The following is a 25,723-nucleotide window of genomic DNA, read 5'->3' as shown; positions in this document are numbered from 1 at the left end:
CGCCCGGCCCCGCCCCGAAAGGTGCCGGGCGGGCCGGGCGCCGGGCGCCGTCAGTCGGCCTCCACCCCCACGGCCTCCAGCAGCTGCGGCTTGAGGCAGTTGCACCCCGCCACCTCGGCCGGCTGCCCGCCCGACGGACCCGCCGCCGGAACCTCGATCACGGCCGTCAGGCTCAGCGTCGCGTCCGTACTGCGCCACCGCTTGCCCTTGGCCCCCAGCAGCGTGCCCACGCCGCTCTTCTCGTCGACCGCGAACGACACCGACGCCCTCCTGCCCTCGGTCCGCTCCTTGCGCACCAGCGCGCAGGCGACCAGCGAGCCACCGCCCTCCAGCTTCAGCACGGGCAGTTCCGGACCGGTCGCCGCCCCATGCGTGAACGTGTACCCGACCAGCCCCGCCGCCCGCTCGTTCATGCGCCGGACCACCTCGTCCGTCAGCGGCCCCGGCGCGAACTCCGTGCTCTCCGGCTTCCCGTCCGGCGCCGTGAAGCTCAGGTAGTCCGCGAACCGGCCGCACACCCCCCGGTCCGCCGCCGCGGTCGGCGACAGCACCGCCGCCCCCGCCGCGTCCCGGCGCACCGCCGCCACCGGGGCCCCGCGCAGCCGCACCTTCACCCCGGCGAACGGCGAGACGTCCTCGGTGTCCAGCGGCACCGGCGCCGCCATGGGCAGCCAGCTCTCCACCGCCGCCTTCCACGGACCGCCGGCCGCCTCCTGCACGAAGTAGTCCACCGCCGTGGCCTGCCCGTCCTCCCGCCCGTCCGGCTTGCTGAACACCGCGAACGACCTCGGGTACGACGGCTGGTCCGCCACCGCCGGAATCGCGAACGACGGCGCCACCAGCCCCGCCACCCCGTCGCTGCGGTCCCCCATCGCCCTGCGCAGCGCGGCATCCGCCTTCCGCTCCGCCCACAGCGCGCCGGTCGTCACCGCGGCCAGGCCCTCGGCGTCCTTCCAGTCCGCGGCGGTACGGCGCTCCCACTCGTACGCGTTGAAGACCTTCTCGGCCTCCGCCTTCGTGATCACCAGCGCGGGAGCCGCCGCGGCCGACGGCTTCGCCGCCGCACCACCGCCCCCGCCACTCCCGCCACTCCCGCCACTCCCGCCACCGCACCCGGCCACCCCGGCCACGACCACGCACACGACAGCGGCCGCGACCGACCGCGCACCCCACCTCCGCAGACCCATCCGCCTGCCCCTCCCCCTCATACCGTGACCGGGACCTTAACCCCCCGCCCCCGGCCTCACCCCACCGGGTCGGGGCGCCCCACGGGCAGCAGCTGCGGCCGCTTGGCCGTACGTCCGTCGCCCGACGAACGGCCCCGCAGCCGCCGGCCCAGCCACGGCCCCAGGAACGACGCCACCCACCGGGCCTCGTCCACCGCCATCCGCCAGCCCGTGGGCACCGCCGCCGGCCCGCCGGGCAGCGGCAGGGTCCACGTGTCGTCGCTCCCCGGCAGCCCCAGGGCGTCCGCCAGCGCCGCCGCGATCCGCTCGTGCCCCAGCGGCGCCGCGTGCAGCCGGTCCGCCGCCCACAGCCGCCGGTCGGTGACCACCGGATGACCGGCGCACTCGGCCACGGCCACCCCGTGCCGGTCCGCCGCCTCCCGGATCCGCTCGTTCAGCGCGACCACGCGCGGGCCCAGCGGACGCGCCACCGGCGTGATCATCGCGATGTCGGGGAACGTCACCGTCGCGACCCGCGCCCCCTGCGCGGTCAGCGCCGCGAACATCGCCTCCAGGTGCCCGGCGACCTCGTCCGCGTCGAACCGCGGCCGCAGCACGTCGTTGACCCCCGCGACCACCGTCGCCAGACCGGGCCGCAGCGCCAGGGCCGGCGCGAGCTGCTCGGCCCGGACCTGCCCGGCCAGCCGGCCGCGCACGGCCAGATTGGCGTACCGCACGCCCGGCCGGTGCGCCGCGAGCCCCTCGGCCAGCCGGTCCGCGAACCCCCGCAGCCCCACCACGTCGTCGCCGTCGCCGACACCCTCGGTCTGGCTGTCCCCGAGCGCGACGTACCGCAGCTCCGCCTCACCCATGCCCGGCCCGCCGCTCCTCCAGAACCGCCACCGTGCGCACGTACCAGTCCCGGTTGGCCCGCTCGAACTCCAGCCCCCGCAGACACGTCAGGTACGGCCCGATCCGGTCACCGTGCCGCAGGAACTCCTCCTCGCCCCGCTCCCCGCGCATCGCCCGCAGCAGCCCGCCGAACAGCTCGACGCGCCCCTCGGCGAACGCGATCCGCTCCGTGAGCTGCGCGATCAGCGCCCCGGTGTCCACGTGGTCGGCCGCCTGCACCTTGACCAGCAGGTCGTCACGGATGAACACGGGCTTGGTGGCGGCGGCCGTGAACCGCTCCAGCTCCGCCAGCCCCGCCTCGGTGACCGTGAACAGCCGCTTGTTGGGCCGGGTGTCCTGCACCACCTCCCGCCCCGCGATCAGCCCCTCCTGCTCCAGCTTGGCCAGCTCGGCGTACAGCTGCTGCGGCAACGCGTGCCAGAAGTTCGCCACCCCCATGCCGAACGCCTTGGCCAGCTGATACCCGCTCAGCTCCTCGTCGAGCAGCGCCGCCAGCGCCGCATGGCGCAAAGCCATGGCCCGCCTCCTCCACCTCTACCCACGACCCTCACCCGCATGATAGTCAAGAATCTGACTATTCCCATGCATGACTATGCCAGGAGAAGCCATGACGACACCGACAGTGGCCCGCTTCCGCGCAGCCGTCGAAGCCCACGACCTCACCGCCGTCGGCGACCTGTTCACCGACGACGTCCGCCTCTACAGCCCCGTGAAGTTCACGCCCTTCGAGGGCAAGCCGATGGTGCTGGGCCTCTTCGGGGTCCTCCTGCGCACCTTCGAGGACTTCCGGTACGTCGGCCACTTCGACGGCGCCGCCGAAACCTGCACCGACGGCACCTCGACCCCGGCGGCGGGCCTGGTCTTCCGCGCCACGGTCGACGGCAAGCAGATCCACGGCATCGACCTGATCCACCTCGACCCGGAGGACCGCATCCGCGAGTTCACGGTGATGGTCCGCCCCCAGTCGGCGGTCCACACCCTCGGCGAAGCGGTCCTCAAGGGCCTCACCGAAGCCGGCCTGACCTGACCCCGCCCACCCGCCCCGGGGGCTGTCGCCGTGGACGCACCGCCTAGGGTGCGGACATGATCTCGTCCAGCTACCTCTCCGAACTGTTCTCACTGGACGGCCGGGTCGCCGTGGTGACGGGCGGCAGTTCCGGCATCGGCCGAGCCATCGCCGGGGCTCTCGCGCGAGCGGGGGCGAGCGTGGTGATCGTGGCGCGCAAGGAGTCGGAACTGGCCGCCACGGTCGACGAGCTGGCGGCGGACGGCTGCCGGGCGGCCTGGGTGAGCGCCGATCTGAGTACCCGTGACGGGGTGCGCGCTGCGGCGGAGCAGGCCACCGAGGCGTTCGGCGAGCCCGATGTTCTCGTCAACAGCGCCGGGATCAACGTGCGGCCGCCGATGGACGAGCTGGGCGAGGACGTATGGGACGCCACGATGGCGGTGAACCTGGAGGCGCCCTACTTGCTGGGCCAGCGGTTCGGACCCGGCATGGCCGAGCGGGGCTTCGGGCGGATCATCCACATCACCTCCCAGCAGGCACACCGGGCGTTCGTCCAGAGCGGTGCCTACGGGGTATCCAAGGGAGCGCTGGAGTCGCTGGCCCGCTCACAGGCTGAGGCGTGGTCGCCACACGGCGTCACCTGCAACACGCTGGTGCCCGGCTTCGTCATGACCCCGCTCAATGCGCGGTTGTCGTCCGACCCGGAGAAGGTGGCGGCGCTGGCCGCCCGCACGATGGTCGGGCGCAACGGCCTGGCCGAGGACTTCGCCGGAGCGGCGGTGTTCCTGGCCAGCCGCGCCTCCGGCTACGTCACCGGGCAGGCGATCTTCGTCGACGGCGGGTTGTCCGTTCACTGAGCCCGACTCGGAGCAGCACGAGGGGGGTGCCGCACACGCGGCACCCCCCTCGGCGGCTCAGCCCTTGACGCAGATGACCTGCCTGAGCTTGGCCACCACCGCCACCAGGTCCGTCTGCTGGTCGATGACCTGCTCGATCGACTTGTACGCACCCGGGATCTCGTCCACCACGCCCGCGTCCTTACGGCACTCCACGCCCCTGGTCTGTTCCACCAGATCGCGCGCCGAGAACCGCTTCTTCGCCGCGGTCCGGCTCATCTTCCGGCCCGCTCCGTGCGAGGCCGAGTTGAAGGACTTCTCGTTGCCGAGGCCCTTCACGATGTACGAGCCCGTACCCATCGACCCCGGGATGATCCCGTACTCGCCACTGCCGGCGCGGATCGCGCCCTTCCGCGTGACCAGCAGGTCCATACCGTCGTACCGCTCCTCCGCAACGTAGTTGTGGTGGCAGCTGATCTCCTGCTCGAAGGAGACCTTCGCCTTGCGGAACTCCCGCCGCAGGACCTCCTTGAACAGGCTCATCATCACGGCGCGGTTGTACTTGGCGTACTCCTGCGCCCAGAACAGGTCGTTGCGGTACGCCTCCATCTCCGGCGTCGCCGCGAGGAACACCGCGAGGTCGCGGTCGACCAGGTTCTGGTTGTGGCTGAGCCCGCGCGCCACGCCGATGTGGAAGTCGGCCAGCTGGTTGCCGATGTTCCGGGAACCCGAGTGCAGCATGAGCCAGACAGAATCGGACGTATCTATGCATACCTCCACAAAATGATTTCCCCCGCCCAGCGTCCCCATCTGCCTCAGCGCCCGGTCCCGCCGGAACTTCACCGCGTCCGCGACGTAGTCGAACCGTTCCCACAGGTCCCCGAAGCCCTTGCCCCCGAAGCCGTACAGCCGGTCCGGGTCCACCGCCTCGCGGTGCATGCCCGCACCCACCGGGATGGCTGCCTCGATCTTCGACCGCAGCTTCGACAGGTCGCCCGGCAGGTCGTCGGCCCTCAGGGAGGTCTTCACCGCCGACATCCCGCAGCCGATGTCCACCCCGACCGCCGCCGGACACACCGCGTCCTTCATCGCGATCACCGAGCCGACCGTCGCGCCCTTGCCGACGTGGACGTCCGGCATGACCGCCAGGCCCTTGATCCACGGGAGGGTGGCGACGCCGCGGAGCTGCTCCATGGCGCGGTCCTCGACCGTCGCCGGGTCCGTCCACATCCGGATCGGGACCTTCGCCCCGGGCACCTCTACATGCGACATATTGTCCCCACTACCCCGTAAACCACAGAAAAGTCTGAATACGCAAAAAGCCTCGCTCAACGTCCCAAATACGACAGGGGACCGGCGTCAGCACCAGCGTGTGCGATAGACATTGTGTCCATCTGCCGTCCAACCGCGGCAACGGATTTATCCCCACCGAAGGGAGCCACGCGACGTGCAGCGCAAGGCGGCGGTACGGCGGACAGCCCTGCCGGGCATCGCATTGGTGACGGCACTCATGGCCGCCGGATGCACCGGCGCGTCCGGAGGCGGCGGCGCCGGTGACGCGAAGGCGGGCGGCGCCACCAGCAACCCCGCGCCCGCGCCGCCGGGCAAGTACCGGAACCTGCCCTCCCCCTGCAAGGCCGTCGACCTCAAGCGGCTGAAGGCCATGCTGCCGGCCGCCGACACGCTGACCTCCCAGCAGCGCGACCAGATGTACGCGGGCGTCGCCGACACCTCCTACGACTCCGACCGCCGCGTCGGCTGCCGCTGGAACGCGCAGGGACCGGAGGAGAACCGCCTCCTCCACGTCGACTTCGAGCGCGTGGTGTCCTACGACCGGGCCCTCACCAGCGACGACGACAAGGCGAAGGGGGTCTACGAGCGCCTGCTCGCCGACGCCCACCTGCCCACCCCGGCCCCCGCCACGCCCACCGCCCCCACCGGCTCCGCCACCCCCGCCCCGACGGCGACACCGACTCCGACGCAGGCCCCCACCACCGCGCCCGCGGCCCCGCCCGCCGGCACCCCCGGTACCCCCAACCCCTCCGGCAGCCCGGCCGGCGCCACCGCCACCGGCTCCGCCCCGCCCCCCGAGCTCGGCTCCCGCGTCCTGGAGGGCCTCGGCGGCGCCGCGTTCCTCGACGACAAGCTGAGCGCGGCCGGCGCCATGGCCCAGTCCCGCAGCGTACGGATCGTGTTCCGTACCTCTAATGTGATTGTCACGCTGGAGTACGTCGTCCAGCCGTCCGTCCCCGGCGTGGTGCCCCCCAGCGGCGAAACCCAGGACCGCGCACGGCAGTTGGCGAAGGAACTGGCCGACCGTTTCAGCGACTGACGGCAGTCGGCCGGGCCCCGCGTGACGGCGCGCACAGCATGCCGCCGCCCGGTCGGGCTACCGTTGCCGGGTCCCGCTGCTCCCCTGGATGAAGGAACCATGCACCGATCAGCCTCGCGCCTCACCCGCGTTCTCGCTTGCGCAGCCGTCCCGGTGATCCTCACCGTCGCCGGCTGCTCGTCCGACTCCGGCAAGGGCTCGGGCTCCGGCTCGGGCTCCGGCGGCGACAAGAAGTCCGGTTCGTCGGCTTCCGGCGCCGCGCCGAGCGCGAAGCCCTCGGCGAAGGTGGAGAAGGCCGCGTTCGCGACGCTGCCCGACCCCTGCAAGTCCCTGGCGGCCAAGACCATCGAGTCGCTCGTCCCGGAGGCCAAGGACAAGAACGGTACGGCGACCAAGTCGAACGACCTGGCCAGCCGGGCGAGCTGCTCCTGGAACGGTCTGGACGAGGACGGTCTGAAGGGCTCGGACTACCGCTGGCTGGCGGTCTCGCTGGTCCGCTACGACTCCCACGAGACCCTCGGCAGCGGCAACAAGCGTGCCGAGGAGCAGTTCACCAAGCAGGTCGAGGCGTCGAAGGCCACCGAGGGCGCGCAGAACGTCAAGGCCGAGCAGGCCGGCGGCGTCGGCGACCAGGCGGTGACGGTCATGTACAACAAGAAGCAGGACGTCGACTTCTTCAACACCACCGTCGTGGTCCGCACCCAGAACGCCGTGATCACGCTCGACTACAACGGTGCCTCCTACGAGGGCCGGCAGGCTCCTGACCACGCGAAGCTGCTCGAAAGCGCCGTCGCGGCGGCGCGTGAGGCCGTGGCCTCGGTCGGCACCGCCAACCAGCAGCAGCCCCAGCAGTAGTTGGCCGTACGCTGTGCCTGCCATAGCTCGATAAGGGGAGGGGATCGCGGGTGGCCGCGATGCAGCTGACTCGTACGCACCGAATATTGATCGGTGTGGTGGTCGCGGGAGCCGTGATCATCGCCGCGATCGGTTTCGCGGGTTCGTACTCCGCGGTGCGGGCGCTTGCCCTGAAGAAGGGCTTCGGCGACTTCTCGCTGGTGTTCCCGATCGGTATCGACGCGGGCATCTGTGTGCTGCTCGCCCTCGATCTCCTCCTGACGTGGATCCGGATCCCGTTCCCGCTGCTGCGCCAGACGGCGTGGCTGCTGACGGCGGCGACGATCGCGTTCAACGGCGCGGCGGCCTGGCCGGACCCGCTGGGCGTGGGCATGCACGCCGTGATCCCGATCCTGTTCGTGGTCACGGTGGAGGCGGCCCGGCACGCGGTGGGGCGGATCGCCGACATCACGGCGGACCGCCACATGGAGGGCGTCCGCATGACGCGGTGGTTCCTCTCGCCGATCCCGACGTTCAAGCTGTGGCGCCGGATGAAGCTGTGGGAGCTGCGCAGTTACGAGCAGGCGGTCGTCATGGAGCAGGACCGCCTGATCTACCAGGCGCGGCTGCAGGCTCGTTACGGCCGGGCCTGGCGCCGCAAGGCTCCGGTGGAGGCCCTGATGCCGCTGCGGCTGGCGCGGATCGGTGTGCCGTTGTCGCAGACGGCTCCGGAAGGTCTGGCGGCGGCGGGCATCGACCCGGCGCTGCTGCCTCCGGCGGCTGCGGAGGTGGCGGGTCCGGGGGCGGTTCTGGGGGCCGTTCCGGGCGCCGTTCCGGTGGCGGCTCCGGTGGCGGGCGCGGCCGCCGTGCCGGCGCTGGCGCCGGGCGTGGCGGCCGCCGCGGTGCCGGGTCAGCCGGCTGCGGCGGTGCCTGGTCAGGCCGCTGCGGCGGTGCAGGCTCCGGTCGCGGCCGGGCAGCAGGCGCCGGTGGTGCAGGCCGTGCCGGGCCTCGTGGATCAGCGGGTGGCGGCGGGGCAGCAGGCTCCGGCGTTCGCGGTGGAGCCGACGGCCATGCCGGGCCCGCACCCGAGTTCGTGGTTCGCGGCGCACGCGGATCCGCAGACGGTGCGCGACGCGGCGTACAACCCGAGTTTCGTCGAGGGCCTGGAGCCCACTCCGGTGCTGGCCCCGACGGGCCCCGACGAGCAGGAGGCGGAGGTCCGCGGCGCGGTCCCGGCGCCGGCCCCGCACGCCGACGGCCAACCGCATCAGCCGGGCGAGCCGCGTCAGCCCGTCGCGCCCGGTGAGCCCGTACAGCAGCAGCTGCCGGCCGAGCCGGAGCACGCGGACGAGATCGAGTTCGCCGAGTCGGCGTACAAGGTGTTCTTCGCGTACGTGGAGGAGCACAACGACTTCCCCACGACCGAGGCGCTCGACATACACCTCGCCGACCGCTACGGCGTGACCCACCCGCGCAGCGCGTCGCTGCTGCGCCGTCTGATGCCGCAGCTGAAGCAGCGCTACCAGACGGACCTGGAGAACGAGCACATCGCCTGAGCCCGATCACAAGGCGGATGCGCGAAGAGGGCCGGTACCCCGCGGGGTACCGGCCCTCTCGTCATGCGCGGAAGGCGCGCCCGGTCGTCAGGCGGCCAGCAGCTTGCGCACCCGGTCGGCGCCCACGGCCAGCAGCAGCGTGGGCAGGCGGGGGCCGGTCTCGCGGGTGACCAGCAGGCGGTACAGCAGCGCGAAGAACGACCGCTGCGCGACCTTGAGCTCCGGCGTCGGCTTGGCGTCCGGCTCCAGTCCGGCCATCACCTTCGGTACGCCGTAGACGAGCGTGGTCAGGCCGTCGAGCGACCAGTGCGAGTCCAGGCCCTCCAGGAGCATCGCCAGGGAGCGGCGGCCCTCGTCGTCGAGCGAGGAGAGCAGCTCGGTGTCGGGCTCCTCGCGCACCAGCGTGCGCTGGTCGGCCGGGACCTGGGTGGTGATCCAGTTCTCGGCGCGGTCCAGGCGCGGGCGGACCTCGTCGAGGGAGGTCAGCGGCTGGGTGGGGTCGAGTTCGCTGAGGATGCGCAGCGTCTGCTCGTCGTGGCCGGCGGTGATGTCGACGACCGAGGCGAGCGTGCGGTACGGCATCGGGCGGGCGGTGCGCGGCAGCTCGTGCGAGGCGACGCGGACGGCGCGGGCGTGGGCGGCGGCGTCGGCGGGCAGCACGGAGCCGTCGGCGACCTTGGTCTCCAGCTTGTCCCACTCGTCGTAGAGGCGCTGGATCTCCTGGTCGAAGGCGATCTTGAAGGACTGGTTGGGCTTGCGGCGGGCGTAGAGCCAGCGCAGCAGCTGCGGCTCCATGATCTTCAGCGCGTCGCCGGGGGTGGGGACGCCGCCCTTGGAGGAGGACATCTTGGCCATGCCGCTGATACCGACGAAGGCGTACATCGGGCCGATGGGCTGCTCGCCGCCGAACAGCGGCACGATCTGCCCGCCGACCTGGAAGGAGGAGCCGGGCGAGGAGTGGTCGACGCCGGAGGGCTCGAAGACGACGCCCTCGCGGGCCCAGCGCATGGGCCAGTCGACCTTCCAGACGAGCTTGCCGCGGTTGAACTCGGACAGCTTGACCGTCTCGGTGAACTCGTCCTCGGTGCAGACGTAGGTCAGCTCGGTGGTCTCGTCGTCGTACGCCGTGACCTTGGTGAAGTCCTTGTTGCAGGAGCCGCAGTAGGGCTTGTACGGGAAGTACTCGGCGCCCTCGGCGCTGCCGTCGTCCTCGGCGGCCGCGCCGGAGCCCTCGGCGGCCTCCAGCTCGGCCTCGTCGACCGGCTTCTGGCCCTGCTTCTTGCCGGCCTTCGGCTTGGTGCGGTACTGCCCGAGGACGGCGTCGATGTCACCGCGGTGCTTCATCGCGAACAGCACCTGCTCGCGGTAGGCGCCGGAGGTGTACTGCTCGGTCTGGCTGATCGGGTCGTACTCGACGCCGAGCTCGGCGAGCGCCTCGACCATGGCGGCCTTGAAGTGCTCGGCCCAGTTCGGGTGGGCGGAGCCCTCGGGGGCGGGCACGGCGGTCAGGGGGCGGCCGATGTGCTGGGCGTGGGACTCCTCGCTGACGCCGGGGATGCCCTTGGGCACCTTGCGGTAGCGGTCGTAGTCGTCCCAGGACAGCACGTGGCGGACCTCGCGGCCGCGGCGGCGGATCTCGTCGGCGACCAGGTGCGGGGTCATGACCTCGCGGAGGTTGCCGAGGTGGATCGGGCCGGAGGGGGACAGGCCGGACGCGACGACGACAGGTTTGCCCGGCGCACGGCGGTCCGACTCGGCGATGACCTCGTCCGCGAAACGGGAGACCCAGTCGGTCTCGGTGCTGCTCTGGGCGCTCTGAGCCACGTCACGTCCTTCTATCTCGTCTGCCGGCCCGTATGCCGAATGCCGGATGCCGGCCTAGGCCATTCTCCCAGACGAAGGGGCCCGCTCCGGGGTTGCTTTTCTCCCGCGAAATGGGGAGGCCCCGCGTGGGATACTCGTCACTCGTAGGAACACCCAGTACGGGGAACACCCAGTACCCGGTACCCAGTCTCACAGGAACGGCAGCTCATGGCCTCGGTCCCTTCCCTCGCTTCCTCCGTCGACCAGCGTGTCTCGGCCGCCCTCGTCTCCGCCCTGCCGGAGGCCGGTGCCGCCGACCCGCTGCTGCGACGAAGCGACCGGGCCGACTTCCAGGCCAACGGCATCCTGGCGCTCGCGAAGAAGGCGAAGGCCAATCCGCGTGAGCTGGCGGCGACCGTGCTGGCGGGCCTGGACAAGGGCGGGGTGATCGAGGAGATCGAGGTCTCCGGCCCCGGCTTCCTCAACATCACCGTCTCCGACCGCGCCATCGTCGAGACCCTGGCCGCGCGGGCCGCCGACGACCGGCTGGGCGTACCGGTCAACCCGGCCGCCGGCACCACGGTGATCGACTACGCGCAGCCGAACGTGGCCAAGGAGATGCACGTCGGCCACCTGCGCTCGGCGGTCATCGGCGCGGCGATGGTCGGGATCCTGGAGTTCACGGGCGAGACGGTGGTCCGGCGCCACCACATCGGCGACTGGGGCACCCAGTTCGGCATGCTCATCCAGTACCTGCTGGAGCACCCGCACGAGCTGGACCACAAGGCGGCGGCGTCCGACGCGGAGGCCTCGGGCGAGGAGGCGATGTCGAACCTGAACCGCCTCTACAAGGCCTCGCGCGCGCTCTTCGACTCCGACGAGGAGTTCAAGACGCGGGCCCGGGCCCGGGTGGTGGACCTCCAGGCCGGCGATGCCGAGACCCTCGCCCTGTGGCAGCGGTTCGTGGACGAGTCGAAGATCTACTTCTACTCGGTCTTCGACAAGCTGGACATGGACATCCAGGACCCGGACATCGTGGGCGAGTCCGGCTACAACGACATGCTGGTGGAGACCTGCCGGCTGCTGGAGGAGTCGGGCGTGGCCGTCCGCTCCAACGGCGCGCTGTGCGTGTTCTTCGACGAGTACAAGGGCCCGGACGGCAACCCCACCCCCCTCATCGTCCAGAAGTCGGACGGCGGCTTCGGCTACGCGGCCACCGACCTGTCGGCGATCCGTGACCGGGTGGGTCACCTCAAGGCGAGCACCCTGCTGTACGTGGTGGACGCGCGCCAGTCCCTCCACTTCAAGATGGTCTTCGAGACCGCCCGCCGGGCCGGCTGGCTGAACGAGGACGTCCACGCCGAGCAGCTGGCCTTCGGCACGGTGCTGGGCGCGGACGGCAAGCCGTTCAAGACGCGTGAAGGCGAGACGGTGCGGCTGGTGGACCTCCTGGACGAGGCGGTGGACCGGGCGACGTCGGTCGTGCGCGGGAAGGCGGAGAAGGTCGGCCTGACGGAGCAGGAGATCGCCGAGAACGGCCGGTTCGTGGGCATCGGCGCGGTGAAGTACGCCGACCTGTCGACGTCGGCGGCGCGGGACTACAAGTTCGACCTGGACCAGATGGTCTCGCTCAACGGCGACACGTCCGTCTACCTCCAGTACGCGTACGCCCGGATCCGCTCGATCCAGCGCCGGCTGCCCGACGTGGCGCCCAAGGCCCACCCGGAGCTGCCGCTGGCCCCGGCGGAGCGCGCCATGGGCCTGCACCTGGACGGCTTCGGCGAGCTGGTGGCGGATGCGGCCAAGGAGTACGCGCCGCACAAGCTGGCCGCGTACCTGTACCAGCTGGCCTCGCACCTGACGGCGTTCTACGACCAGTGCCCGGTCGCCCAGGCCGAGACGGCGGAGCTGCGGGAGAACCGCCTCTTCCTGATCGACCTGACGGCCCGCACCCTGTCGAAGGGCATGGCCCTGCTGGGCATCCGCACCCCCGAGAAGCTCTGACCCCTCGGGGACGCGTCCCGTAGACCGCGAAGGCACCGCCGGCGATCACGCCGCCGGTGCCTTCGCGTTCTGCGGGCGGGGCGCCGTCCCTCGGATGGCGGGATTCCGCTCCCGGTGGCGGGGTAGGGGAGGTCCGTCCTTCCCCCACCACTGGAGGCCCCGTGCCCGAGAAGAACGGCCCCTACCTGCCCGGCACCCCCTGCTGGGTCGACCTGATGGTTCCCGACCAGCAGGCCGCGATCGACTTCTACTGCGACCTGTTCGGCTGGCAGGGCCAGGTCGGCCCCGCCGAGACCGGCGGCTACGCCGTCTGCTCGCTCAAGGGCAAGCCGGTGGCCGGGATCATGGCCGCCATGAACCCGGACGGCAGCGTGCCGGACCCGATGCCGCCGTCGGTGTGGACGACGTACCTGGCCACGGACGACGTGGACGCCACGCTGACCTCCGTCGGCGACCAGGGCGGCAAGGTGGTCATGCCGGCCATGGACATCACGACCATCGGCCGGATGGCGGTCGTGACCGACCCGCAGGGCGCGGTGTTCGGGCTGTGGCAGGCCGGGGAGTTCACCGGTGCGGGCATCGTCAACGAGCCGGGCGCGGTGATCTGGAACGAGCTGAGCACCAGCGACACGGACGCGGCGGGCGGCTTCTACCGCAAGGTCCTGCCGATCACGCCGGCCCCGGCGGAGATGGAAGGGGCCGAGGGGTACACCGAGCTCAAGGTCGGCGGCCGCGGGGTGGCCGGGATGATGAACCTGGACAAGGTGCCGCCGGGCACGCCGCCGAACTGGCTGACGTACTTCCAGGTGGACAGCGTGGACAGCGTGTCCGACGCGGCGGTACGGGCGGGCGCCACCCTGCTCCAGCCGCCGTTCGACATGGTGGCGGGCCGCATGGCGGTCCTGTCGGACCCCCAGGGCGGCGTCTTCGCCATCATCACGGCAACAACCCCGGAACAACCGGCCTGACCGCCAAGCCCGCCGGGCCCCCAATCCAGCCTCGCCGGCGTTTGAGGCGCGAGGGCCCGGGGGGCAGCGGCCCCCGAGACCTGGCGAGAGGCCGGCACAGCTCGGGGAACCCTGGGCCACTGAACCAGGCTGCCCTCGCGGGGCGCGGTCAGAGGGTGGGGTTACTGTGCTCCCCCATGAAGATCGAACGCCTTCTCGAGGACCTGCACAGCGACGACGCCGCGCGGGTGGAGGCCGCTGCCGCAGGGCTGGCGGAGCAGGCCGACAGCGTGCTGCCGACCCTGCTGCGGAATCCGGGCCATGCGCGGCGGACCTCTGATCTGAAGCCGGTCATGGATGTGTTGAGGCGTATCGGGCCGGCCGCCTTCGACGCCCTGCTGGCGGCCTGGCGCGCGAAGCAGGTGTCGGACTGGGAGGTGGGGCGACTCCTCACGGCGTTCGACGAGCGCTCTGCCGACCAGTACGCGGCCCTGGCGGCAGATCCGGACTTCGCGACGTCGGACAACGGCTTCTCCGGGCTCGCCAGGCTGAGGGTGGACTCCGAGGCCGGACTGACGGCCCTGGTGGGCTGCTTCGCCCGCGGCGGCCGCATCCCCTACAAGGCATCCGACTACGCCCGGCTGCTGCACGACTGCTTCCGACCGCGGCTGCGCTCCCTGCGCCGCGACCCGGCCGCGCCCCCGGGGACCCGGCGGGCCGCGAGGACCGCCCTGGTGGCGGGCGGCGGCGTCGACGCGCTCGACGACCGCGATCGGGCGGCGGTCGAGCGGCTGATACGGGTCAAGATCCTGGACGAGATCCCCGAGCTTCCGTCGACGACCCTGAGCGGCTGGTGGATGGCCGTGCCCGGGGCGTCGCACGAAGGGGTCTTCGAGGCCCTCGGCCTGCACGACCGGCGGCCGCTCACGGTCGCGGCTGGCATCGAGGCCGCGGAGGGCCGATGGATCCAGGTACCGGGGCCGGACGGCACCGACCGCACCGTGGGGCGGGTCTTCGTCACCCCGGAGCTGAACGGCTGGCGCCTGGTCTTCGGCGCCTTCGAGCTGCTCGTCGGCGACGATCTCTGGGAAGGCATGATCGAGACGGTCGAGCGGGTCAGTGTCCACTGCGGTCAGGCCCAGTTCTTCTTCCTGGACGACGCCGGTGGCTCCGACATATGGATGGTCGCCGAGAACGGCCGGCTGATCCGTCGGTACGCGGCCGAGGGCGACCCCGAATGGGAGGGCGACCCGCTGCCGTGGGAGACCCTCGGGGCCGACGAACCGGGCTTTGACCCCGAGTACGACGAGCCCAACGCGGGCACCACGGGCGCACGGTCCGCCTGCGGGCACCTCTCGGTCGACCCCGGCGAGGTCGGCCCGGACACCGAGCGGCGGGGTCACGGCTGGCTGGCCCTCACCGCACCGGGCGTCGGCCACAGCGCGTTCCCCGGGACGCTCCGCCTCTAGGGGCCGGACAGCCCCTAGGCCCCGCCACCCCCGGCCCGCCGCCGCACAAGGGCCTCCAGGCCGTCCAGGATCCGCTCCAGCCCAAAGCTGAACTCCGCATCCGGCGCCTCCGCCCCGCCCAGCACCCCCGACCGCAGCAACCGCGTCACGGCAGGGTGCCGGTCCGGATCCGTCAGCACGGTCAACGTGTTGATGTACCGCGCCATCACCTGGTCCGGCGACACCCCGCTCTTGATGATCGCGTCCACGATGTCGGCCATCAGCGTCGCCTCGTTCCGTACGAGGCCCCCGACCAGCATCAGCGCCGAGAGCTTCTCCCCCTCCTCCAGCCCCGAGTCCGCCAGCGACGCGAGCCCCCGCTCCATCCAGGCGACCTGGTTCGGCGTCGCGGGCGGCCCGGTGATCGGGATGCGCAGGATCCAGGTGTTCTGCTGGAGCATCGCCCGCTGCTGGTAGGCCCATTCGCCGAACGCCGCACGCCAGCCACCGGGCCCGCCCGGGTCCACCGAGGCCGGCGGCGGCTGCCCCACTCCCACGTCCGCCATCAGCACGTACAGCTCGTCCTTCGCCGCGACGTACCGGTACAACGACATGGTCGAGGCGCCCAGTTCCTTGGCGACCCGCCCCATCGACACGGCCTCCATGCCCTCGGTCGCCGCGAGCCGCACGGCCGCCGCCACGATCCGGTCGAGGGTGAGCGCGGGCCGCGGCCCCTTCGTACGGCGTTCCCGCAGCCCCCAGGCCACCTCCAGGCTCGCCGGAAGCCCAGTCTCCGGCTCCTCCGGCGGATCTCCCGGTGCTGCTGCCATCGCCATCCCCTCGGTGCCTTCGGTTGACCACATCCTAGTTCTGTGTATTACTTACGCAGTAGAGCGTAAGGCATACGCAGAAGAGCCGCAGAGGAAGGCGACGCCCCGTGACCACCACCGCGATGACCACCGCGACGACGCCCGTGACGACACCGGACGACCTCGGAATCCACGCCACCGCCCTGACCAAGTCGTACGGGGAGCTCCGCGTCCTCGACGGCCTCGACCTCGCCGTCCCCCGGGGCACGGTCTTCGCCCTGCTCGGCCCCAACGGCGCCGGCAAGACCACGACCGTCCGCGTCCTGGCCACCCTCACCGCCCCGGACTCCGGCACCGCCCGCGTCGCGGGCCACGACGTCACCGCCCAGCGCGCCGAGGTCCGCGCCCGGATCAGCCTCACCGGACAGTTCGCGGCCGTCGACGAGCTCCAGACCGGCGCCGAGACCCTGCGCATGATGGGCCGCCTGTCCGGACTCTCCAGCCGCGCCGCCCGGGCCCGCGCCGACGAACTCCTCGGCCGCTTCGGCCTCACCGAGGCCGCCGGGCGCGTCGCCAAGACCTACTCCGGCGGGATGCGCCGCCGCCTGGACCTCGCGGCGAGCCTCGTCCCCCGCCCCGAGGTGATCTTCCTGGACGAGCCGACCACCGGCCTGGACCCGCGCAGCCGCGCCGAACTCTGGGACATCGTCCGCGAACTGCGCGCCGACGGCACCACCGTGCTGCTCACCACCCAGTACCTGGAGGAGGCCGACCAGCTCGCCGACCGCGTGGCCGTTCTCGACGCCGGCCGCATCGTCGCCGAGGGCACGCCCGCCGAGCTCAAGTCCCGCGTCGCCGGCCACCGCCTGGACCTCACCCTGGCCTCGCGCACCGCGTACGACCGGCTGACCGACGGAGCCGTCCACCACGCGCCGGACGACCTCGTCCTCGGCTTCCCCACCGACGGCACCGCCGGCCACGTCCGCGCCCTGCTCGACGAACTCGACCCCGACCGCACCGCCGTGGACCGTTTCACGGTCCGCACCGCCACCCTCGACGACGTCTTCCTCGCCCTGACGGGAGCCCCGCGATGACCACCCCGACCGCCGCCGCAGCCCGCCCCGCCGCCGCAGCCCGCCCCGCCGCCGGTGCCGGTGCCGCCGCCCGCACCATGGCCGCGCGCAGTCTGAACATCAGCCGCCGCAGCCCGGACGCGCTGATCACCGCGCTGATGCTGCCCGTCATGCTGATGCTGATCTTCGTCTACTTCTTCGGCGGCGCCATCGACACCGGCACCGCGTACGTCACCTACGTGGTCCCCGGAGCGATGCTGCTCTGCGCCGGCTTCGGCGCCGCCTCGACCGCCGTCAGCGTCGCCGACGACATGAAGAACGGCATCATCGACCGCTTCCGCGCGCTCGACATCGGCGGCATCCCCATCCTCGCCGGCCACGTCACCGCCTCGGTGCTGCGCAACCTGCTCTCCACCACCCTGGTGCTGGCCGTCGCCCTCGCCATCGGCTTCCGCCCGCAGGCCGGCCCCCTGGCCCTGCTCGCCGCCGCCGGCCTCCTGACCGCGTACATCACGGCCATCTCCTGGCTCGCGGCCTCGCTGGGCCTGGCGGCCAAGTCGCCTGAGGCGGCGGGCGGGTTCACCTTCCTGATGATGTTCCTGCCCTACCCCTCCAGCGCCTTCGTCCCCATCCACACCATGCCCACCTGGCTCCACGGCTTCGCCGAGAACCAGCCGCTGACCCCGGTCATCGAGTCCCTGCGCGCCCTGCTCCTGGACCGGGACCCGGGCACCACCCCCTGGGTGGCCCTGGCCTGGTGCGCCGGCATCACGTTGGGCTCCTTGACCCTGACGGCGCTCCTCTTCCGCCGCCGCACGGCCTGAGGCTTCGGCAGGCGCTGAGACCCTGGTCCCCTCCACGTCGGGCGTTGGAGGGGTTCCGGGGTCATCCCGTCAGTCCTCACTGTCCTTCCGTGCCGGGCCGGCCTGTCAAGAGCGCTCCTTCGTCGCGTCGCTGCGCGATTCCGCTTCGCTCCACTCCTGACAGACCGTCCCGTCCCGGAAAGACAAGGACTGTCGGGACGCCCCCGAAAGAACGGGAGGTCGCAGCCTTTCCACGCCCGGGGGTTCCAAAGGCCCGCCCAGTGGCCCGGCCAGTCCGCTTCCCCGCACGCCACGTACGAAAGCCACCGGAGCCGAGGGGGCGCCCCCGATCGCTACGCGCTTCGGCCGGCATAGCGGCCCCGGCCCGGCCGTGGCTGGACATACCGGCAGGCTCCCGCCGGTCGCCCCACGGGTCGTGTCGCCATCGCGGTTCCTTGCGGCCGAGCGTCACCGCCGGCTGTAACGTCGTGATCAGCAGTCGTGGTTACGAAGTCCCGTTCGCCCGTGATCGCAATCGCGGGCGTTTGCTGTTCAACGCCTCGCCGAACCAGGGCGATCACCTACGGATCCGGAGACAGGCACATGGCTACAGGCACTGTGAAGTGGTTCAACTCGGAAAAGGGCTTCGGCTTCATCGAGCAGGACGGCGGCGGCCCGGACGTCTTCGCCCACTACTCGAACATCGCCAGCCAGGGCTTCCGCGAGCTGCTCGAGGGCCAGAAGGTCGAGTTCGACGTTACCCAGGGCCAGAAGGGCCTCCAGGCGGAGAACATCCGCCCCGCGTGAGAATCCGTCTGGCAGCCCCTCCCAGGCACTTCCTCCCGGCTGACTGCTCGCTGAGTAGCAGGAGACGGGGATCAGACGCCTGAAAGGGCAGCGCGTAGCGATCGATGGCGGCCTATGTCCGGCCACAGGCGGCCGGGGCCGCTATGCCCGCAGGAGCGCGTAGCGATCGGGCGCGCCTGCTCGCCAGGGGCCGGCTCCCGCACCTGTCGCTGGGGGGAACCTGCTGGCCGGGCCCCTGGGCAGGCCTTGGAACCCCCGGGCGTGGAAAGGCTGCGACCTTCCGTTCTTTCGGGGGCGTCCCGACAGTCCTTGTCTTTCCGGGACGGGGCGGGCTGTCAGGAGTGGAGCGAAGCGGAATCGCGCAGCGACGCGACGAAGGAGCGCTCTTGACAGGCCGGTCCGGCACGGAAGGACAGTCAAGGACTGACGGGATGCCCCCGGAACCCCTCCAACGCCCAACGTGGAGGGGACAAACGTCCTCAACGCCCGCCGAAGCGCCTGACCAGCCAGTCCCACGCCCGCCGCCACCACCTCCGGCGGCGGGCGGCCTCGTGCCGGGCGTCTTCGTACGCCACCGCGGCGAGAAGCGTCCGCTCCTCGTCACCGGCCTGCCGGAAGGCCTCCCCCGCGGCGAGGAAGCACTCGGCAGCCTGGCCGAAGTCCCCCATGAGAGCCCGCGTGCTGCCCAACCCGCCCAGCGCCGCTCCCAGATCGGACGGCTCACCGTCTTCCGCGCACAGGAGCACGGCCTCACTGACCACCGCCAGCGCCGCAGGAATCTCCCCCCTGTCCGCCAGAACCCCGCCCAGTTCGACCCGCCACCCCACCTCGGCACTGCGGGCACCGGCCCTGCGGGAGGCTTCGACAGCCTGCCGCAGGGCTTCGACCGCCTCCTCCGGCCTGCCCCTCTTCTCCAGCAGCAAGCCGAGCAGGCCCGCGGTCACGGCGGCCTCGTGCCAGTCCCGGACATCCCGGTACAGCGCCGCGGCCTGCCGGTACGCGGCGATCGCGTCGTCGGGACGCGCGGCATCGTCCAGCCCGACCCCGAGGTTGAACAGCGCATCGGCGGCCGCCAGGGGTGCCCCTTGCTCCAGCAGGAGACTGACCGACTCCTGCTGGGTCTCCATGGCCTCGTCCACCCGCCCCTGCTCCAGCAGGATCCCTGACAGGCTCGCCAGCACCGTGCCCTCGCGGCGTCGGTCGCCGAGCCGCCGCAGGATGGCGAGAGCCTGCCCGTTCGCCGACGCCGCCTCGGCCAGCCGGCCCGTCTCCCTCCTCATCTCCGCGAGATTGAGCAATGCGGCGGCCCTGTCCTGCGTGTCCCCCGCCTCACTGTGAAAAGCGGCGACCTGTTCCAGCAGTTCGGAAGCCTCCTCGAACCGGGAGGCCTGCCTCAACGCCACACCGATCCGGCTGAGGAAGGCATGCTCGGTTTCGCGGTCCCCGATCCGCCGCGTCTCGGCCAGGGCGGTCCGGCAGATCTCGATCGTGCTCTCGAACAGCCGCCTGCGGATGAGATGGTCGGCCAGGAATCCGACCATGAAGATGACTTCGTTCGGTCTGCGGATGGTGGCGCAGAGGGACACCACGGCGATCAGGTTGTCCCGCTCCACATCCAGCCAGCGCAACGCCGTCACGGCGTCCGTGAACAGCGCTGCATCGTCGTCGGACGGCTCCTCCACGCAGGTGTGCGCCGCGTACAGGAAACCGGCGTAGAGGCGCACGAGGCTGTTCACCGCCTCGTCCCAGCCGTCGGCCGCGGCTTCCCGCGCCGCGTGCTCGGCGGCGTAGAGCCGGACCAGATCGTGCATGCGCCAGCGGTTCGACCCCTGGGGGTGCTCCGCAATCAGCCCGGCACCGGCCAACGCGGCCAGCAGCCTCCTCGTCATCGCCGTCTCGGAGCGCGCCTCCTCCTGGTACGCAGCGGCGTCCCCCAGCCTCATCACCGTCACCACGACGGTCGACACGTCCGGCCCCGGATTCGCCGTCAGCAGCCGCAGCAGCCGCGCCTGATCGGCCGGCAGCCGCGCGTACGACAGGTCGAACGCGGCCCGGACCCCCGTCGGCACCCCGGCCCGGTCCTTCGGGCTCAGCGCCTCCAGCCGCGTCCGGGCATCGGCCAGTTGCCCGGCGAACTCGGCGCACCGCAGCCCCGGATCCCCCGCCAGTACGGCCGCCGCCACCGTCAGCGCCAGCGGCAGCCGCCCGCAGTGCCCCGCGATCTCCGCCAGCGCCCCGGATTCCGCGTCCGGACGCGGGTCCTCCGCCCACACCCTGCGCAGCGCGTCCGCCACCAGCTCCGCCGCCGCCCGCTCCGGCAGCCCGTCCAGGGCCAGCACCCGCGCCCCGAAGTCCGGCGCCACCAGCCGGTCCCGCGAGGTCACCAGCAACCGGTGCGCCTCGCCCGGCGGCACCAGGTCCCGGACCTGCCCGACCTCCCCCGCGTCGTCGGCGACGATCAGGACCCGCCGCCCCGCCTCCGCCCGCGCCGCCAGCTCCGACCGGTACCTCGCCAGCCGCCCCTCCGCCGTCGCGGGCAGCTCCGCGTCCCGTACGCCCAGCTCACCCAGCAGCGTGTCGACGGCCTGCCCGATGCCCACCGCCCCGCCCGGGTCGTACCCGCGCAGGGCCACGAACAGCACCCCGCCCTCGAACCACCCGAGCCCCGCGGCCCGCTCGGCCACGTGCACGGCCAGCGCGCTCTTGCCCACCCCGGCCAGCCCCGCCACCACCACGGCCCGCCGCGGGCTGTCCGGTGCCAGCACCCCGAGCAGTTCCTCGACCTGTGCGGTACGCCCGACCAGCGCGACCGGCCCCTCGGGCAGCGCCCGGGGCGCCACCCCCTCGGGCTCGGACCCGTAGTAGTCACGGCCGACGAAGTACTGGTTGACCTGCCCGCCCCAGTCGGCCGTGGCCTCCATATTCACCCGCCCGGGCTCCACTACGGCTCCTCAGGTCGCCCGGCACCCGGCGCCCGGCGCGTCCGTCCACCGGTCTGCCGGATCCACGCGTCCCCGGAGGCGTCGGCCCACTGGTCCACCCGGTCCGGGGCATCGGCCCCACCGCTCTGGGTGATCCGCGCACCGCCCGACGCCCGCGCCCGTTGCCGTACCGACCGGCCGCCCCCGCCCCCGGCGGCCCACCAGGCCCCGGCGGCCACGGCGGCGGCCGCCACGGCCCCGGCGAAGGCACCGGCGACCGCGACGGCGTCACTGTCCTTGTCCGGCAGCCAGCCGAACGGATCCGCGCGGGCGAGCGCGAAGCACACCCCGAACACCACGGCCGCCGCTGCCACGACGACCCCCCACCGCATCGATCGAGCCATACGCCCACGATCCCACCGGAGCCCTTGGCGCGATGCCCGAACGGCGCAGTCTCAGGTCATCCGGCGAACTCGCACCACACCACCTTCCCCGGCGACCTCGCGCCCACCCCCCACGCGTCCGCCACCGCCGCCACCAGCAGCAGCCCGCGCCCGCGTTCGTCCGACGCCCCCGCCCCGACCCCGACCCGGGGCAACCCGCCACCGCTGTCGTGCACTTCGACCCGCACCACGCCCTCGAAGCGCAGCAGCCGCAGGCGGTAGCCGCGGCCCGGGGGTACGCCGTGCAACAGGGCGTTGGTGGCGAGTTCGCTCACGCAGAGCAACATCTCGTCCCGGCGCGATGTGACACCCCACGCGTCAAGTGTCGCGACCGTGAACTCCCTGGCAGCGCCCACCGTTTGACGGCTGCGCGGGTAGAGTCGGTCCCGCATCAGAGCGGGTTGAATATTTACGTTCACGCCCTGATCGTCGCGATGCGTGACTAGCGTGGCTGAGACGAACAACCCGTACTCCTCGCCGAGTACGGGTTGGTACGGCCTAGTTCCACGTCTCCAGTGGGGAGCCCCCAGTCATGCCACCACGGAAGCGGCCACGGCCCAACGCCACAGCGATGAAGATGGTCGGCGCACTCGTCGCCACGGCCCGCATCGCCGCCAAACTCACCCAGCGCGCGCTCGCCGAACTCGTCCCCATGGACATCGAGACCCTGGCCTCCATCGAGCAGGGCCGGCGCGTCCTGATGCCGGACGTCGCCGAGAAACTCGACCGGATCCTGCGCCTGCCCGGCCTCCTGACGGTCGCCGCGAACGGTCTGCCCGAGGTCGACACGATCCCGGCCTGGGCGGAGGAGTACATGGAACGCGAGGCCGAGGCCCTCGCCCTGTCCTGGTACGACGCCCTGACCGTCCCGGGTCTGCTCCAGACCGAGGCGTATGCCCGCGCGGTCCTCCGCTGTCGCGTCCCCTACGTCGGGGAGGAGAAGATCGAGCTCCAGACCGCCCGCCGGATGAAGCGCCAGGAGATACTGCGCCGTCCGACCCCGCCCACCCTCAGCTTCATCATCGCGGAGGCGGCCATCCGCGACCGGATCGGCGGTGTGGAGGTCGCCCGTGAGCAACTCCGGCACCTGCGCGAATGCGCCGACCGACCCAGCATCTCCATCCAGGTACTGCCCTTGGGCGTCACCGCTCACGCGGGTCTCGATGGGTCGTTCATCCTCCTGGAGACCCCCGAGCACCAGCACTTGGCCTACTCCGAAACCCAGCGCGGCAGCATCCTCGTCAGGGACCCGAACGAGGTCAGCATCCTCCAGCAGAAGTATGCGATGCTGCGGTCACAGGCGCTCAACTTCGTAGCGACGAAGGACCTGTTCGACCAGCTGCTAGGAGAGCTATGAGCACCGAACTCACGTGGTTCAAGTCCAGCTACAGCGGCAGCGAGGGCGGCGCGTGCCTGGAAGTCGCCGTCGCCTGGCGCAAGTCGAGCTACAGCGGCGACGAGGGCGGCCAGTGCGTCGAAATGGCCGCCTGCCCCGCCGCCGACCAGGTGCACGTGCGGGACTCGAAGGTCCCGCACGGCCCCACTCTCACCCTTTCCCCTTCGACGTGGTCGCACCTCACTCAGTGGGTCAGCGGGTAGGAGTGCCTGCCCGTTGCCTCGTCGATCTCGGTGTGTGCCTTGCTGAGCAGCTGGGACGCGAGATCCATGAGCGCACGGGCGCCCGCGATCTCCTCTCCGACCCGTAGCTGCTCCGGGTCGGAGGGGTGGCGCATGGCATAGCCGCGCGCCTTGAGCTCGGTGTTGTCACCGAGTCTGAGCATGGCCGCCGCGCTGGTGCGGTGGCCCTCCTCGGAGAACTCCATTTCCACATGCCACCCGACGAGCGTGGGCATCGCGGATCACCTCCAGAGGTCGACCTCTATCCCTCCAGGGTGCGCCCACCCCTCCCCTACGGCCAGTCGATCAGACCCCAGAAGACGACGTAGTTGACCACCACGAAGCCCGGCGCCCACAGCGCGAGCGCCACGCGCCGGGCGGCGTACCGCCGCTGCCAGGGCAGCGCCCACGTCGCGATCAGCAGGACGAGGGCGATCACCAGCCCGCCGCCGAAGATCGGGAACGCGGTCGCGAAGCTGGCGTCGAACCGGTCGCTCTGCGCCTCGCCGCACGAGTCGCAGGCCATCGGGGACAGCCCGGCGATGAAGAGCGAGAGCAGGCCCATGGGCAGCGTCAGCAGCGTGCTGAGCAGCGGCGCGATGTAGGCCCGCCGGTCACGGGCGGTGTCAGGGGCGGTGTCACGGTCACGGGTGTCGGCGAGGTGCGTCGAGGTCATGGCCCCAGCAAACCGTTCCGCACGGCCCCGGGCATGAGTCGCGGTACTCATCCGACGTACTCACTCAGCCGCCTGCTCACTCACCCCGCACTCACTCACCCCCGCGCGACGGCCCCTCCGCGTTGCGCGAGATCCGGGTGAGCAGGTCCCGTACGGCGGCCACCTCGGCCTCGGACAGCCCCTCGGCGAGGCGGGCGTCGAGCTGTGCCACCAACGCGTCGGCCTGGGCGAAGACTTCCTTGCCGCGCTCGGTCATCCGGATCTCGATCAGCGTGCCGTGGATCGGGTGCGGGGTGCGCGCGACCAGGCCGCGGGCCTCCAGCCGGCCGAGCAGGCTGTTCATGGTCTGCGGGGTGACCGACAGCCGCCGCGCGAGCTCGGCGGCGTTGATCCCCGGGTTGTCGCTGAGCACGGCGAGCGCGCCCTGCTGCGCGGCGGTGATGCCCGCCTCGCGCACCGCTGCCTCCTTCGCGGCCTGGGTCACGCGCTCGGCCTGCTTGATGAAGACCAACAGTCGCTCGGAGTAGTGCATGCGCCGAGTGTAGGAGCGACGGGCAGCCACCACCAAGACAGCGGTGAGCTTGCGTAGACCTATTCGCATGCTGTTAGCTGCATGCGTACGAACACCAGCACGCACCACCCCGCACCAACACGCACAAGGAGTGCCTGATGACGGCTGCCCGGATCCGCCCCGCCCTCAGCAACGACCTCGCCCGCTCCATCGTCGACGCCGCCCTCGCCGCCGCCCGGGAGACCGACCTGCGCTTCGCCGTCGCGGTCGTCGACGAGTCCGGCCACCTGAGCGCCTTCGCCCGCCAGGACGGCTCGGGCCTGATGACCATCCAGATCGCCCAGGACAAGGCCTACACCGCGGCCGCCTTCGGGCTGAGCACCACCGACTGGCACGAGTTCGTCGAGAACGACGCCCAGCTGTCGGTGGGCGCCCGGACCGGGATCGACCGGCTCGTCACCTTCGGCGGCGGGCTGCCGATCGTCGTCGACGGACACCTCGTCGGCGGGATCGGGGTCTCGGGCGGGCACTGGTCGGACGACGTGAAGATCGCCGAGGCCGGCCTGGCCGCCATCCCCGCGTAACTCCCGGCGTAACTCCCCCTGGCCGCAACGGGCGTAAGACTTCCGTAACCGGCGAACCGGGAGGTGACGGGGGCGGTGCGTGATCGACTGTGAGGACCTTCCCGCAGCACTCACCCGCAGCACGCACCGAGAGGCGACACATGAAGCGCGACCGCGCACAGTCCGGACGTCTGGGCCGGGTGGCCACCACCGGGGCCCTCGGCGCCGCCCTCGCCCTGGCCTTCGTGAGCCCGGCGTCCGCCGTCGACGACGGGGGCGGCATGGCGATGCCCGCACAGCCCAAGACGAACAGCCCCGCCACCGCCTACGCCTCCATCTACGGGTCCACCCCGCAGAACCGCATGGGCACGATCTGGGCGGGCACCAAGGTGGACATGCGGTGCTGGGCGGACGGCGCCTGGGCCAACGGCACCAACCGCTGGTTCTTCGTCCACGCGCCCGGCGTCAGCACGAACGGCTCGTCGGTCCGGGTCTCCGGCTGGATCAACGCCAACAAGGTCGCGAACCAGAAGGTCGTCCCGCACTGCTAGGACACCGCTCCTAGGGCATCGCCCCACCCCCGTGACGTCGTGACCTGCGGGTCACGGCGTCACGGGCGTGCCACCGGCAGGGGACCGCGACAAATGACAGGACCG

Annotated in this window: 27 protein-coding genes; 15 read left to right on the top strand and 12 right to left on the bottom strand. The window is 71.9% G+C overall.

Annotated elements, in window-relative coordinates:
• Positions 1-50: 50 nt before the first annotated feature.
• The 3 genes from ACZ6KO_RS13420 to ACZ6KO_RS13410 are packed head-to-tail and all read right to left on the bottom strand — an operon-like array spanning position 51 to position 2,594.
• On the bottom strand, positions 51-1,187 hold the full coding sequence (locus tag ACZ6KO_RS13420; protein WP_469304052.1) for a DUF8094 domain-containing protein: 1,137 nt from the start codon (positions 1,185-1,187) through the stop codon (positions 51-53).
• A gap of 56 nt (positions 1,188-1,243) precedes the next feature.
• Positions 1,244-2,038 (bottom strand): SGNH/GDSL hydrolase family protein, encoded by a 795-nt coding sequence (locus tag ACZ6KO_RS13415; protein WP_469304050.1) that lies wholly within the window; start codon positions 2,036-2,038, stop codon positions 1,244-1,246.
• Positions 2,031-2,594, bottom strand: a complete 564-nt coding sequence (locus ACZ6KO_RS13410; RefSeq protein ID WP_469304047.1) for a PadR family transcriptional regulator — start codon at positions 2,592-2,594, stop codon at positions 2,031-2,033. The genes ACZ6KO_RS13415 and ACZ6KO_RS13410 overlap by 8 nt, the downstream gene beginning before the upstream one ends.
• Before the next feature lie 91 nt (positions 2,595-2,685).
• On the opposite strand from ACZ6KO_RS13410, the gene ACZ6KO_RS13405 reads away from it, so the two are divergent.
• Together ACZ6KO_RS13405 and ACZ6KO_RS13400 are read left to right on the top strand one after the other, a co-directional pair.
• A complete protein-coding gene (locus tag ACZ6KO_RS13405; protein WP_469304045.1) occupies positions 2,686-3,105 on the top strand; it encodes a nuclear transport factor 2 family protein in 420 nt (139 codons plus the stop codon).
• Positions 3,106-3,161: 56 nt separating this feature from the next.
• A complete protein-coding gene (locus ACZ6KO_RS13400; protein ID WP_469304043.1) occupies positions 3,162-3,941 on the top strand; it encodes an SDR family NAD(P)-dependent oxidoreductase in 780 nt (259 codons plus the stop codon).
• Between the two features lie 57 nt (positions 3,942-3,998).
• Here the strand turns inward: ACZ6KO_RS13400 and ACZ6KO_RS13395 are convergent, their stop codons facing one another.
• Positions 3,999-5,192, bottom strand: a complete 1,194-nt coding sequence (locus ACZ6KO_RS13395) for an RtcB family protein (protein WP_469304040.1) — start codon at positions 5,190-5,192, stop codon at positions 3,999-4,001.
• Positions 5,193-5,367: 175 nt separating this feature from the next.
• Between ACZ6KO_RS13395 and ACZ6KO_RS13390 the strand changes: the two genes are divergently transcribed.
• From ACZ6KO_RS13390 to ACZ6KO_RS13380, 3 genes are all read left to right on the top strand, one after another.
• Positions 5,368-6,252 carry a DUF3558 domain-containing protein gene (locus ACZ6KO_RS13390; protein ID WP_469304038.1) on the top strand — a complete coding sequence of 295 codons (885 nt, stop codon included), beginning with the start codon at positions 5,368-5,370 and terminating at the stop codon, positions 6,250-6,252.
• Between the two features lie 99 nt (positions 6,253-6,351).
• On the top strand, positions 6,352-7,107 hold the full coding sequence (locus ACZ6KO_RS13385) for a DUF3558 family protein (RefSeq protein WP_469304034.1): 756 nt from the start codon (positions 6,352-6,354) through the stop codon (positions 7,105-7,107).
• A 50-nt stretch (positions 7,108-7,157) separates the two neighbouring features.
• Positions 7,158-8,642, top strand: coding sequence for a DUF2637 domain-containing protein (locus ACZ6KO_RS13380; protein WP_469304031.1), 1,485 nt, complete (start codon positions 7,158-7,160; stop codon positions 8,640-8,642).
• A gap of 87 nt (positions 8,643-8,729) precedes the next feature.
• Here ACZ6KO_RS13380 and lysS read toward each other — a convergent pair whose 3' ends face one another.
• Positions 8,730-10,466: a lysine--tRNA ligase gene (gene lysS / locus ACZ6KO_RS13375; protein WP_469304029.1), complete on the bottom strand. Its 1,737-nt coding sequence runs from the start codon at positions 10,464-10,466 to the stop codon at positions 8,730-8,732.
• Between the two features lie 207 nt (positions 10,467-10,673).
• Between lysS and argS the strand changes: the two genes are divergently transcribed.
• The 3 genes from argS to ACZ6KO_RS13360 all read left to right on the top strand — a co-directional run bounded on the left by argS (position 10,674) and on the right by ACZ6KO_RS13360 (position 14,865).
• Complete coding sequence (argS, locus tag ACZ6KO_RS13370) at positions 10,674-12,449, top strand: arginine--tRNA ligase (RefSeq protein ID WP_469304026.1); 1,776 nt, start codon at positions 10,674-10,676, stop codon at positions 12,447-12,449.
• A gap of 161 nt (positions 12,450-12,610) precedes the next feature.
• Positions 12,611-13,417, top strand: coding sequence for a VOC family protein (locus ACZ6KO_RS13365; RefSeq protein WP_469304024.1), 807 nt, complete (start codon positions 12,611-12,613; stop codon positions 13,415-13,417).
• Positions 13,418-13,593: 176 nt separating this feature from the next.
• Entirely contained in the window at positions 13,594-14,865 is a 1,272-nt protein-coding gene (locus ACZ6KO_RS13360) for a hypothetical protein (RefSeq protein ID WP_469304020.1), read from the top strand.
• 14 nt (positions 14,866-14,879) lie between these two features.
• On the opposite strand, the gene ACZ6KO_RS13355 is transcribed toward ACZ6KO_RS13360, so the two are convergent.
• Positions 14,880-15,674 (bottom strand): TetR/AcrR family transcriptional regulator, encoded by a 795-nt coding sequence (locus ACZ6KO_RS13355; RefSeq protein WP_469304017.1) that lies wholly within the window; start codon positions 15,672-15,674, stop codon positions 14,880-14,882.
• Between the two features lie 122 nt (positions 15,675-15,796).
• On the opposite strand from ACZ6KO_RS13355, the gene ACZ6KO_RS13350 reads away from it, so the two are divergent.
• The 3 genes from ACZ6KO_RS13350 to ACZ6KO_RS13340 all read left to right on the top strand — a co-directional run bounded on the left by ACZ6KO_RS13350 (position 15,797) and on the right by ACZ6KO_RS13340 (position 18,336).
• Complete coding sequence (locus ACZ6KO_RS13350; RefSeq protein WP_469304962.1) at positions 15,797-16,747, top strand: ATP-binding cassette domain-containing protein; 951 nt, start codon at positions 15,797-15,799, stop codon at positions 16,745-16,747.
• 77 nt (positions 16,748-16,824) lie between these two features.
• Positions 16,825-17,550: an ABC transporter permease gene (locus ACZ6KO_RS13345; protein WP_469304961.1), complete on the top strand. Its 726-nt coding sequence runs from the start codon at positions 16,825-16,827 to the stop codon at positions 17,548-17,550.
• Between the two features lie 582 nt (positions 17,551-18,132).
• Complete coding sequence (locus ACZ6KO_RS13340; RefSeq protein WP_469304015.1) at positions 18,133-18,336, top strand: cold-shock protein; 204 nt, start codon at positions 18,133-18,135, stop codon at positions 18,334-18,336.
• Between the two features lie 479 nt (positions 18,337-18,815).
• On the opposite strand, the gene ACZ6KO_RS13335 is transcribed toward ACZ6KO_RS13340, so the two are convergent.
• From ACZ6KO_RS13335 to ACZ6KO_RS13325, 3 genes are read right to left on the bottom strand one after another with little or no spacing between them, the layout of a single operon-like run.
• Positions 18,816-21,257 carry a tetratricopeptide repeat protein gene (locus ACZ6KO_RS13335; RefSeq protein WP_469304960.1) on the bottom strand — a complete coding sequence of 814 codons (2,442 nt, stop codon included), beginning with the start codon at positions 21,255-21,257 and terminating at the stop codon, positions 18,816-18,818.
• Positions 21,258-21,277: 20 nt separating this feature from the next.
• A complete protein-coding gene (locus ACZ6KO_RS13330; protein ID WP_469304013.1) occupies positions 21,278-21,661 on the bottom strand; it encodes a hypothetical protein in 384 nt (127 codons plus the stop codon).
• Positions 21,662-21,717: 56 nt separating this feature from the next.
• On the bottom strand, positions 21,718-22,092 hold the full coding sequence (locus tag ACZ6KO_RS13325) for an ATP-binding protein (RefSeq protein WP_469304010.1): 375 nt from the start codon (positions 22,090-22,092) through the stop codon (positions 21,718-21,720).
• A gap of 179 nt (positions 22,093-22,271) precedes the next feature.
• On the opposite strand from ACZ6KO_RS13325, the gene ACZ6KO_RS13320 reads away from it, so the two are divergent.
• Positions 22,272-23,057: a helix-turn-helix domain-containing protein gene (locus ACZ6KO_RS13320; protein WP_469304006.1), complete on the top strand. Its 786-nt coding sequence runs from the start codon at positions 22,272-22,274 to the stop codon at positions 23,055-23,057.
• On the top strand, positions 23,054-23,299 hold the full coding sequence (locus ACZ6KO_RS13315; protein ID WP_469304004.1) for a DUF397 domain-containing protein: 246 nt from the start codon (positions 23,054-23,056) through the stop codon (positions 23,297-23,299). The genes ACZ6KO_RS13320 and ACZ6KO_RS13315 overlap by 4 nt, the downstream gene beginning before the upstream one ends.
• On the opposite strand, the gene ACZ6KO_RS13310 is transcribed toward ACZ6KO_RS13315, so the two are convergent.
• From ACZ6KO_RS13310 to ACZ6KO_RS13300, 3 genes are all read right to left on the bottom strand, one after another.
• Positions 23,281-23,553 carry a DUF1876 domain-containing protein gene (locus ACZ6KO_RS13310; RefSeq protein ID WP_469304002.1) on the bottom strand — a complete coding sequence of 91 codons (273 nt, stop codon included), beginning with the start codon at positions 23,551-23,553 and terminating at the stop codon, positions 23,281-23,283. The genes ACZ6KO_RS13315 and ACZ6KO_RS13310 overlap by 19 nt on opposite strands.
• Before the next feature lie 56 nt (positions 23,554-23,609).
• A complete protein-coding gene (locus ACZ6KO_RS13305) occupies positions 23,610-23,993 on the bottom strand; it encodes a hypothetical protein (RefSeq protein WP_469304000.1) in 384 nt (127 codons plus the stop codon).
• A gap of 91 nt (positions 23,994-24,084) precedes the next feature.
• Positions 24,085-24,525, bottom strand: a complete 441-nt coding sequence (locus ACZ6KO_RS13300; protein ID WP_469303998.1) for a MarR family winged helix-turn-helix transcriptional regulator — start codon at positions 24,523-24,525, stop codon at positions 24,085-24,087.
• Between the two features lie 137 nt (positions 24,526-24,662).
• Here ACZ6KO_RS13300 and ACZ6KO_RS13295 point away from each other — a divergent pair, with 137 nt between their 5' ends.
• Together ACZ6KO_RS13295 and ACZ6KO_RS13290 are read left to right on the top strand one after the other, a co-directional pair.
• Complete coding sequence (locus ACZ6KO_RS13295) at positions 24,663-25,088, top strand: GlcG/HbpS family heme-binding protein (protein ID WP_469303995.1); 426 nt, start codon at positions 24,663-24,665, stop codon at positions 25,086-25,088.
• A gap of 140 nt (positions 25,089-25,228) precedes the next feature.
• Entirely contained in the window at positions 25,229-25,618 is a 390-nt protein-coding gene (locus ACZ6KO_RS13290) for a hypothetical protein (RefSeq protein ID WP_469303993.1), read from the top strand.
• The last annotated feature ends 105 nt before the right edge of the window (positions 25,619-25,723 follow it).

The sequence above is a fragment of the Streptomyces sp. NPDC042102 genome (assembly GCF_055582305.1).
This window is presented reverse-complemented; position numbering and strand designations above follow the sequence as displayed.

Excerpts from the sequence above, each read along its gene's own strand:
- ACZ6KO_RS13420 (WP_469304052.1), bottom strand. The coding sequence starts at position 1,187 with ATGGGTCTGCGGAGGTGGGGTGCGCGGTCGGTCGCGGCCGCTGTCGTG.
- ACZ6KO_RS13415 (WP_469304050.1), bottom strand. The coding sequence starts at position 2,038 with ATGGGTGAGGCGGAGCTGCGGTACGTCGCGCTCGGGGACAGCCAGACC.
- ACZ6KO_RS13410 (WP_469304047.1), bottom strand. The coding sequence starts at position 2,594 with ATGGCTTTGCGCCATGCGGCGCTGGCGGCGCTGCTCGACGAGGAGCTG.
- ACZ6KO_RS13405 (WP_469304045.1), top strand. The coding sequence starts at position 2,686 with ATGACGACACCGACAGTGGCCCGCTTCCGCGCAGCCGTCGAAGCCCAC.
- ACZ6KO_RS13400 (WP_469304043.1), top strand. The coding sequence starts at position 3,162 with ATGATCTCGTCCAGCTACCTCTCCGAACTGTTCTCACTGGACGGCCGG.
- ACZ6KO_RS13395 (WP_469304040.1), bottom strand. The coding sequence starts at position 5,192 with ATGTCGCATGTAGAGGTGCCCGGGGCGAAGGTCCCGATCCGGATGTGG.
- ACZ6KO_RS13385 (WP_469304034.1), top strand. The coding sequence starts at position 6,352 with ATGCACCGATCAGCCTCGCGCCTCACCCGCGTTCTCGCTTGCGCAGCC.
- argS (WP_469304026.1), top strand. The coding sequence starts at position 10,674 with ATGGCCTCGGTCCCTTCCCTCGCTTCCTCCGTCGACCAGCGTGTCTCG.
- ACZ6KO_RS13360 (WP_469304020.1), top strand. The coding sequence starts at position 13,594 with ATGAAGATCGAACGCCTTCTCGAGGACCTGCACAGCGACGACGCCGCG.
- ACZ6KO_RS13355 (WP_469304017.1), bottom strand. The coding sequence starts at position 15,674 with ATGGCAGCAGCACCGGGAGATCCGCCGGAGGAGCCGGAGACTGGGCTT.
- ACZ6KO_RS13350 (WP_469304962.1), top strand. The coding sequence starts at position 15,797 with ATGACCACCGCGACGACGCCCGTGACGACACCGGACGACCTCGGAATC.
- ACZ6KO_RS13345 (WP_469304961.1), top strand. The coding sequence starts at position 16,825 with ATGGCCGCGCGCAGTCTGAACATCAGCCGCCGCAGCCCGGACGCGCTG.
- ACZ6KO_RS13340 (WP_469304015.1), top strand. The coding sequence starts at position 18,133 with ATGGCTACAGGCACTGTGAAGTGGTTCAACTCGGAAAAGGGCTTCGGC.
- ACZ6KO_RS13335 (WP_469304960.1), bottom strand. The coding sequence starts at position 21,257 with ATGGAGGCCACGGCCGACTGGGGCGGGCAGGTCAACCAGTACTTCGTC.
- ACZ6KO_RS13330 (WP_469304013.1), bottom strand. The coding sequence starts at position 21,661 with ATGGCTCGATCGATGCGGTGGGGGGTCGTCGTGGCAGCGGCGGCCGTG.
- ACZ6KO_RS13325 (WP_469304010.1), bottom strand. The coding sequence starts at position 22,092 with ATGCGGGACCGACTCTACCCGCGCAGCCGTCAAACGGTGGGCGCTGCC.
- ACZ6KO_RS13320 (WP_469304006.1), top strand. The coding sequence starts at position 22,272 with ATGAAGATGGTCGGCGCACTCGTCGCCACGGCCCGCATCGCCGCCAAA.
- ACZ6KO_RS13315 (WP_469304004.1), top strand. The coding sequence starts at position 23,054 with ATGAGCACCGAACTCACGTGGTTCAAGTCCAGCTACAGCGGCAGCGAG.
- ACZ6KO_RS13310 (WP_469304002.1), bottom strand. The coding sequence starts at position 23,553 with ATGCCCACGCTCGTCGGGTGGCATGTGGAAATGGAGTTCTCCGAGGAG.
- ACZ6KO_RS13305 (WP_469304000.1), bottom strand. The coding sequence starts at position 23,993 with ATGACCTCGACGCACCTCGCCGACACCCGTGACCGTGACACCGCCCCT.
- ACZ6KO_RS13300 (WP_469303998.1), bottom strand. The coding sequence starts at position 24,525 with ATGCACTACTCCGAGCGACTGTTGGTCTTCATCAAGCAGGCCGAGCGC.
- ACZ6KO_RS13295 (WP_469303995.1), top strand. The coding sequence starts at position 24,663 with ATGACGGCTGCCCGGATCCGCCCCGCCCTCAGCAACGACCTCGCCCGC.
- ACZ6KO_RS13290 (WP_469303993.1), top strand. The coding sequence starts at position 25,229 with ATGAAGCGCGACCGCGCACAGTCCGGACGTCTGGGCCGGGTGGCCACC.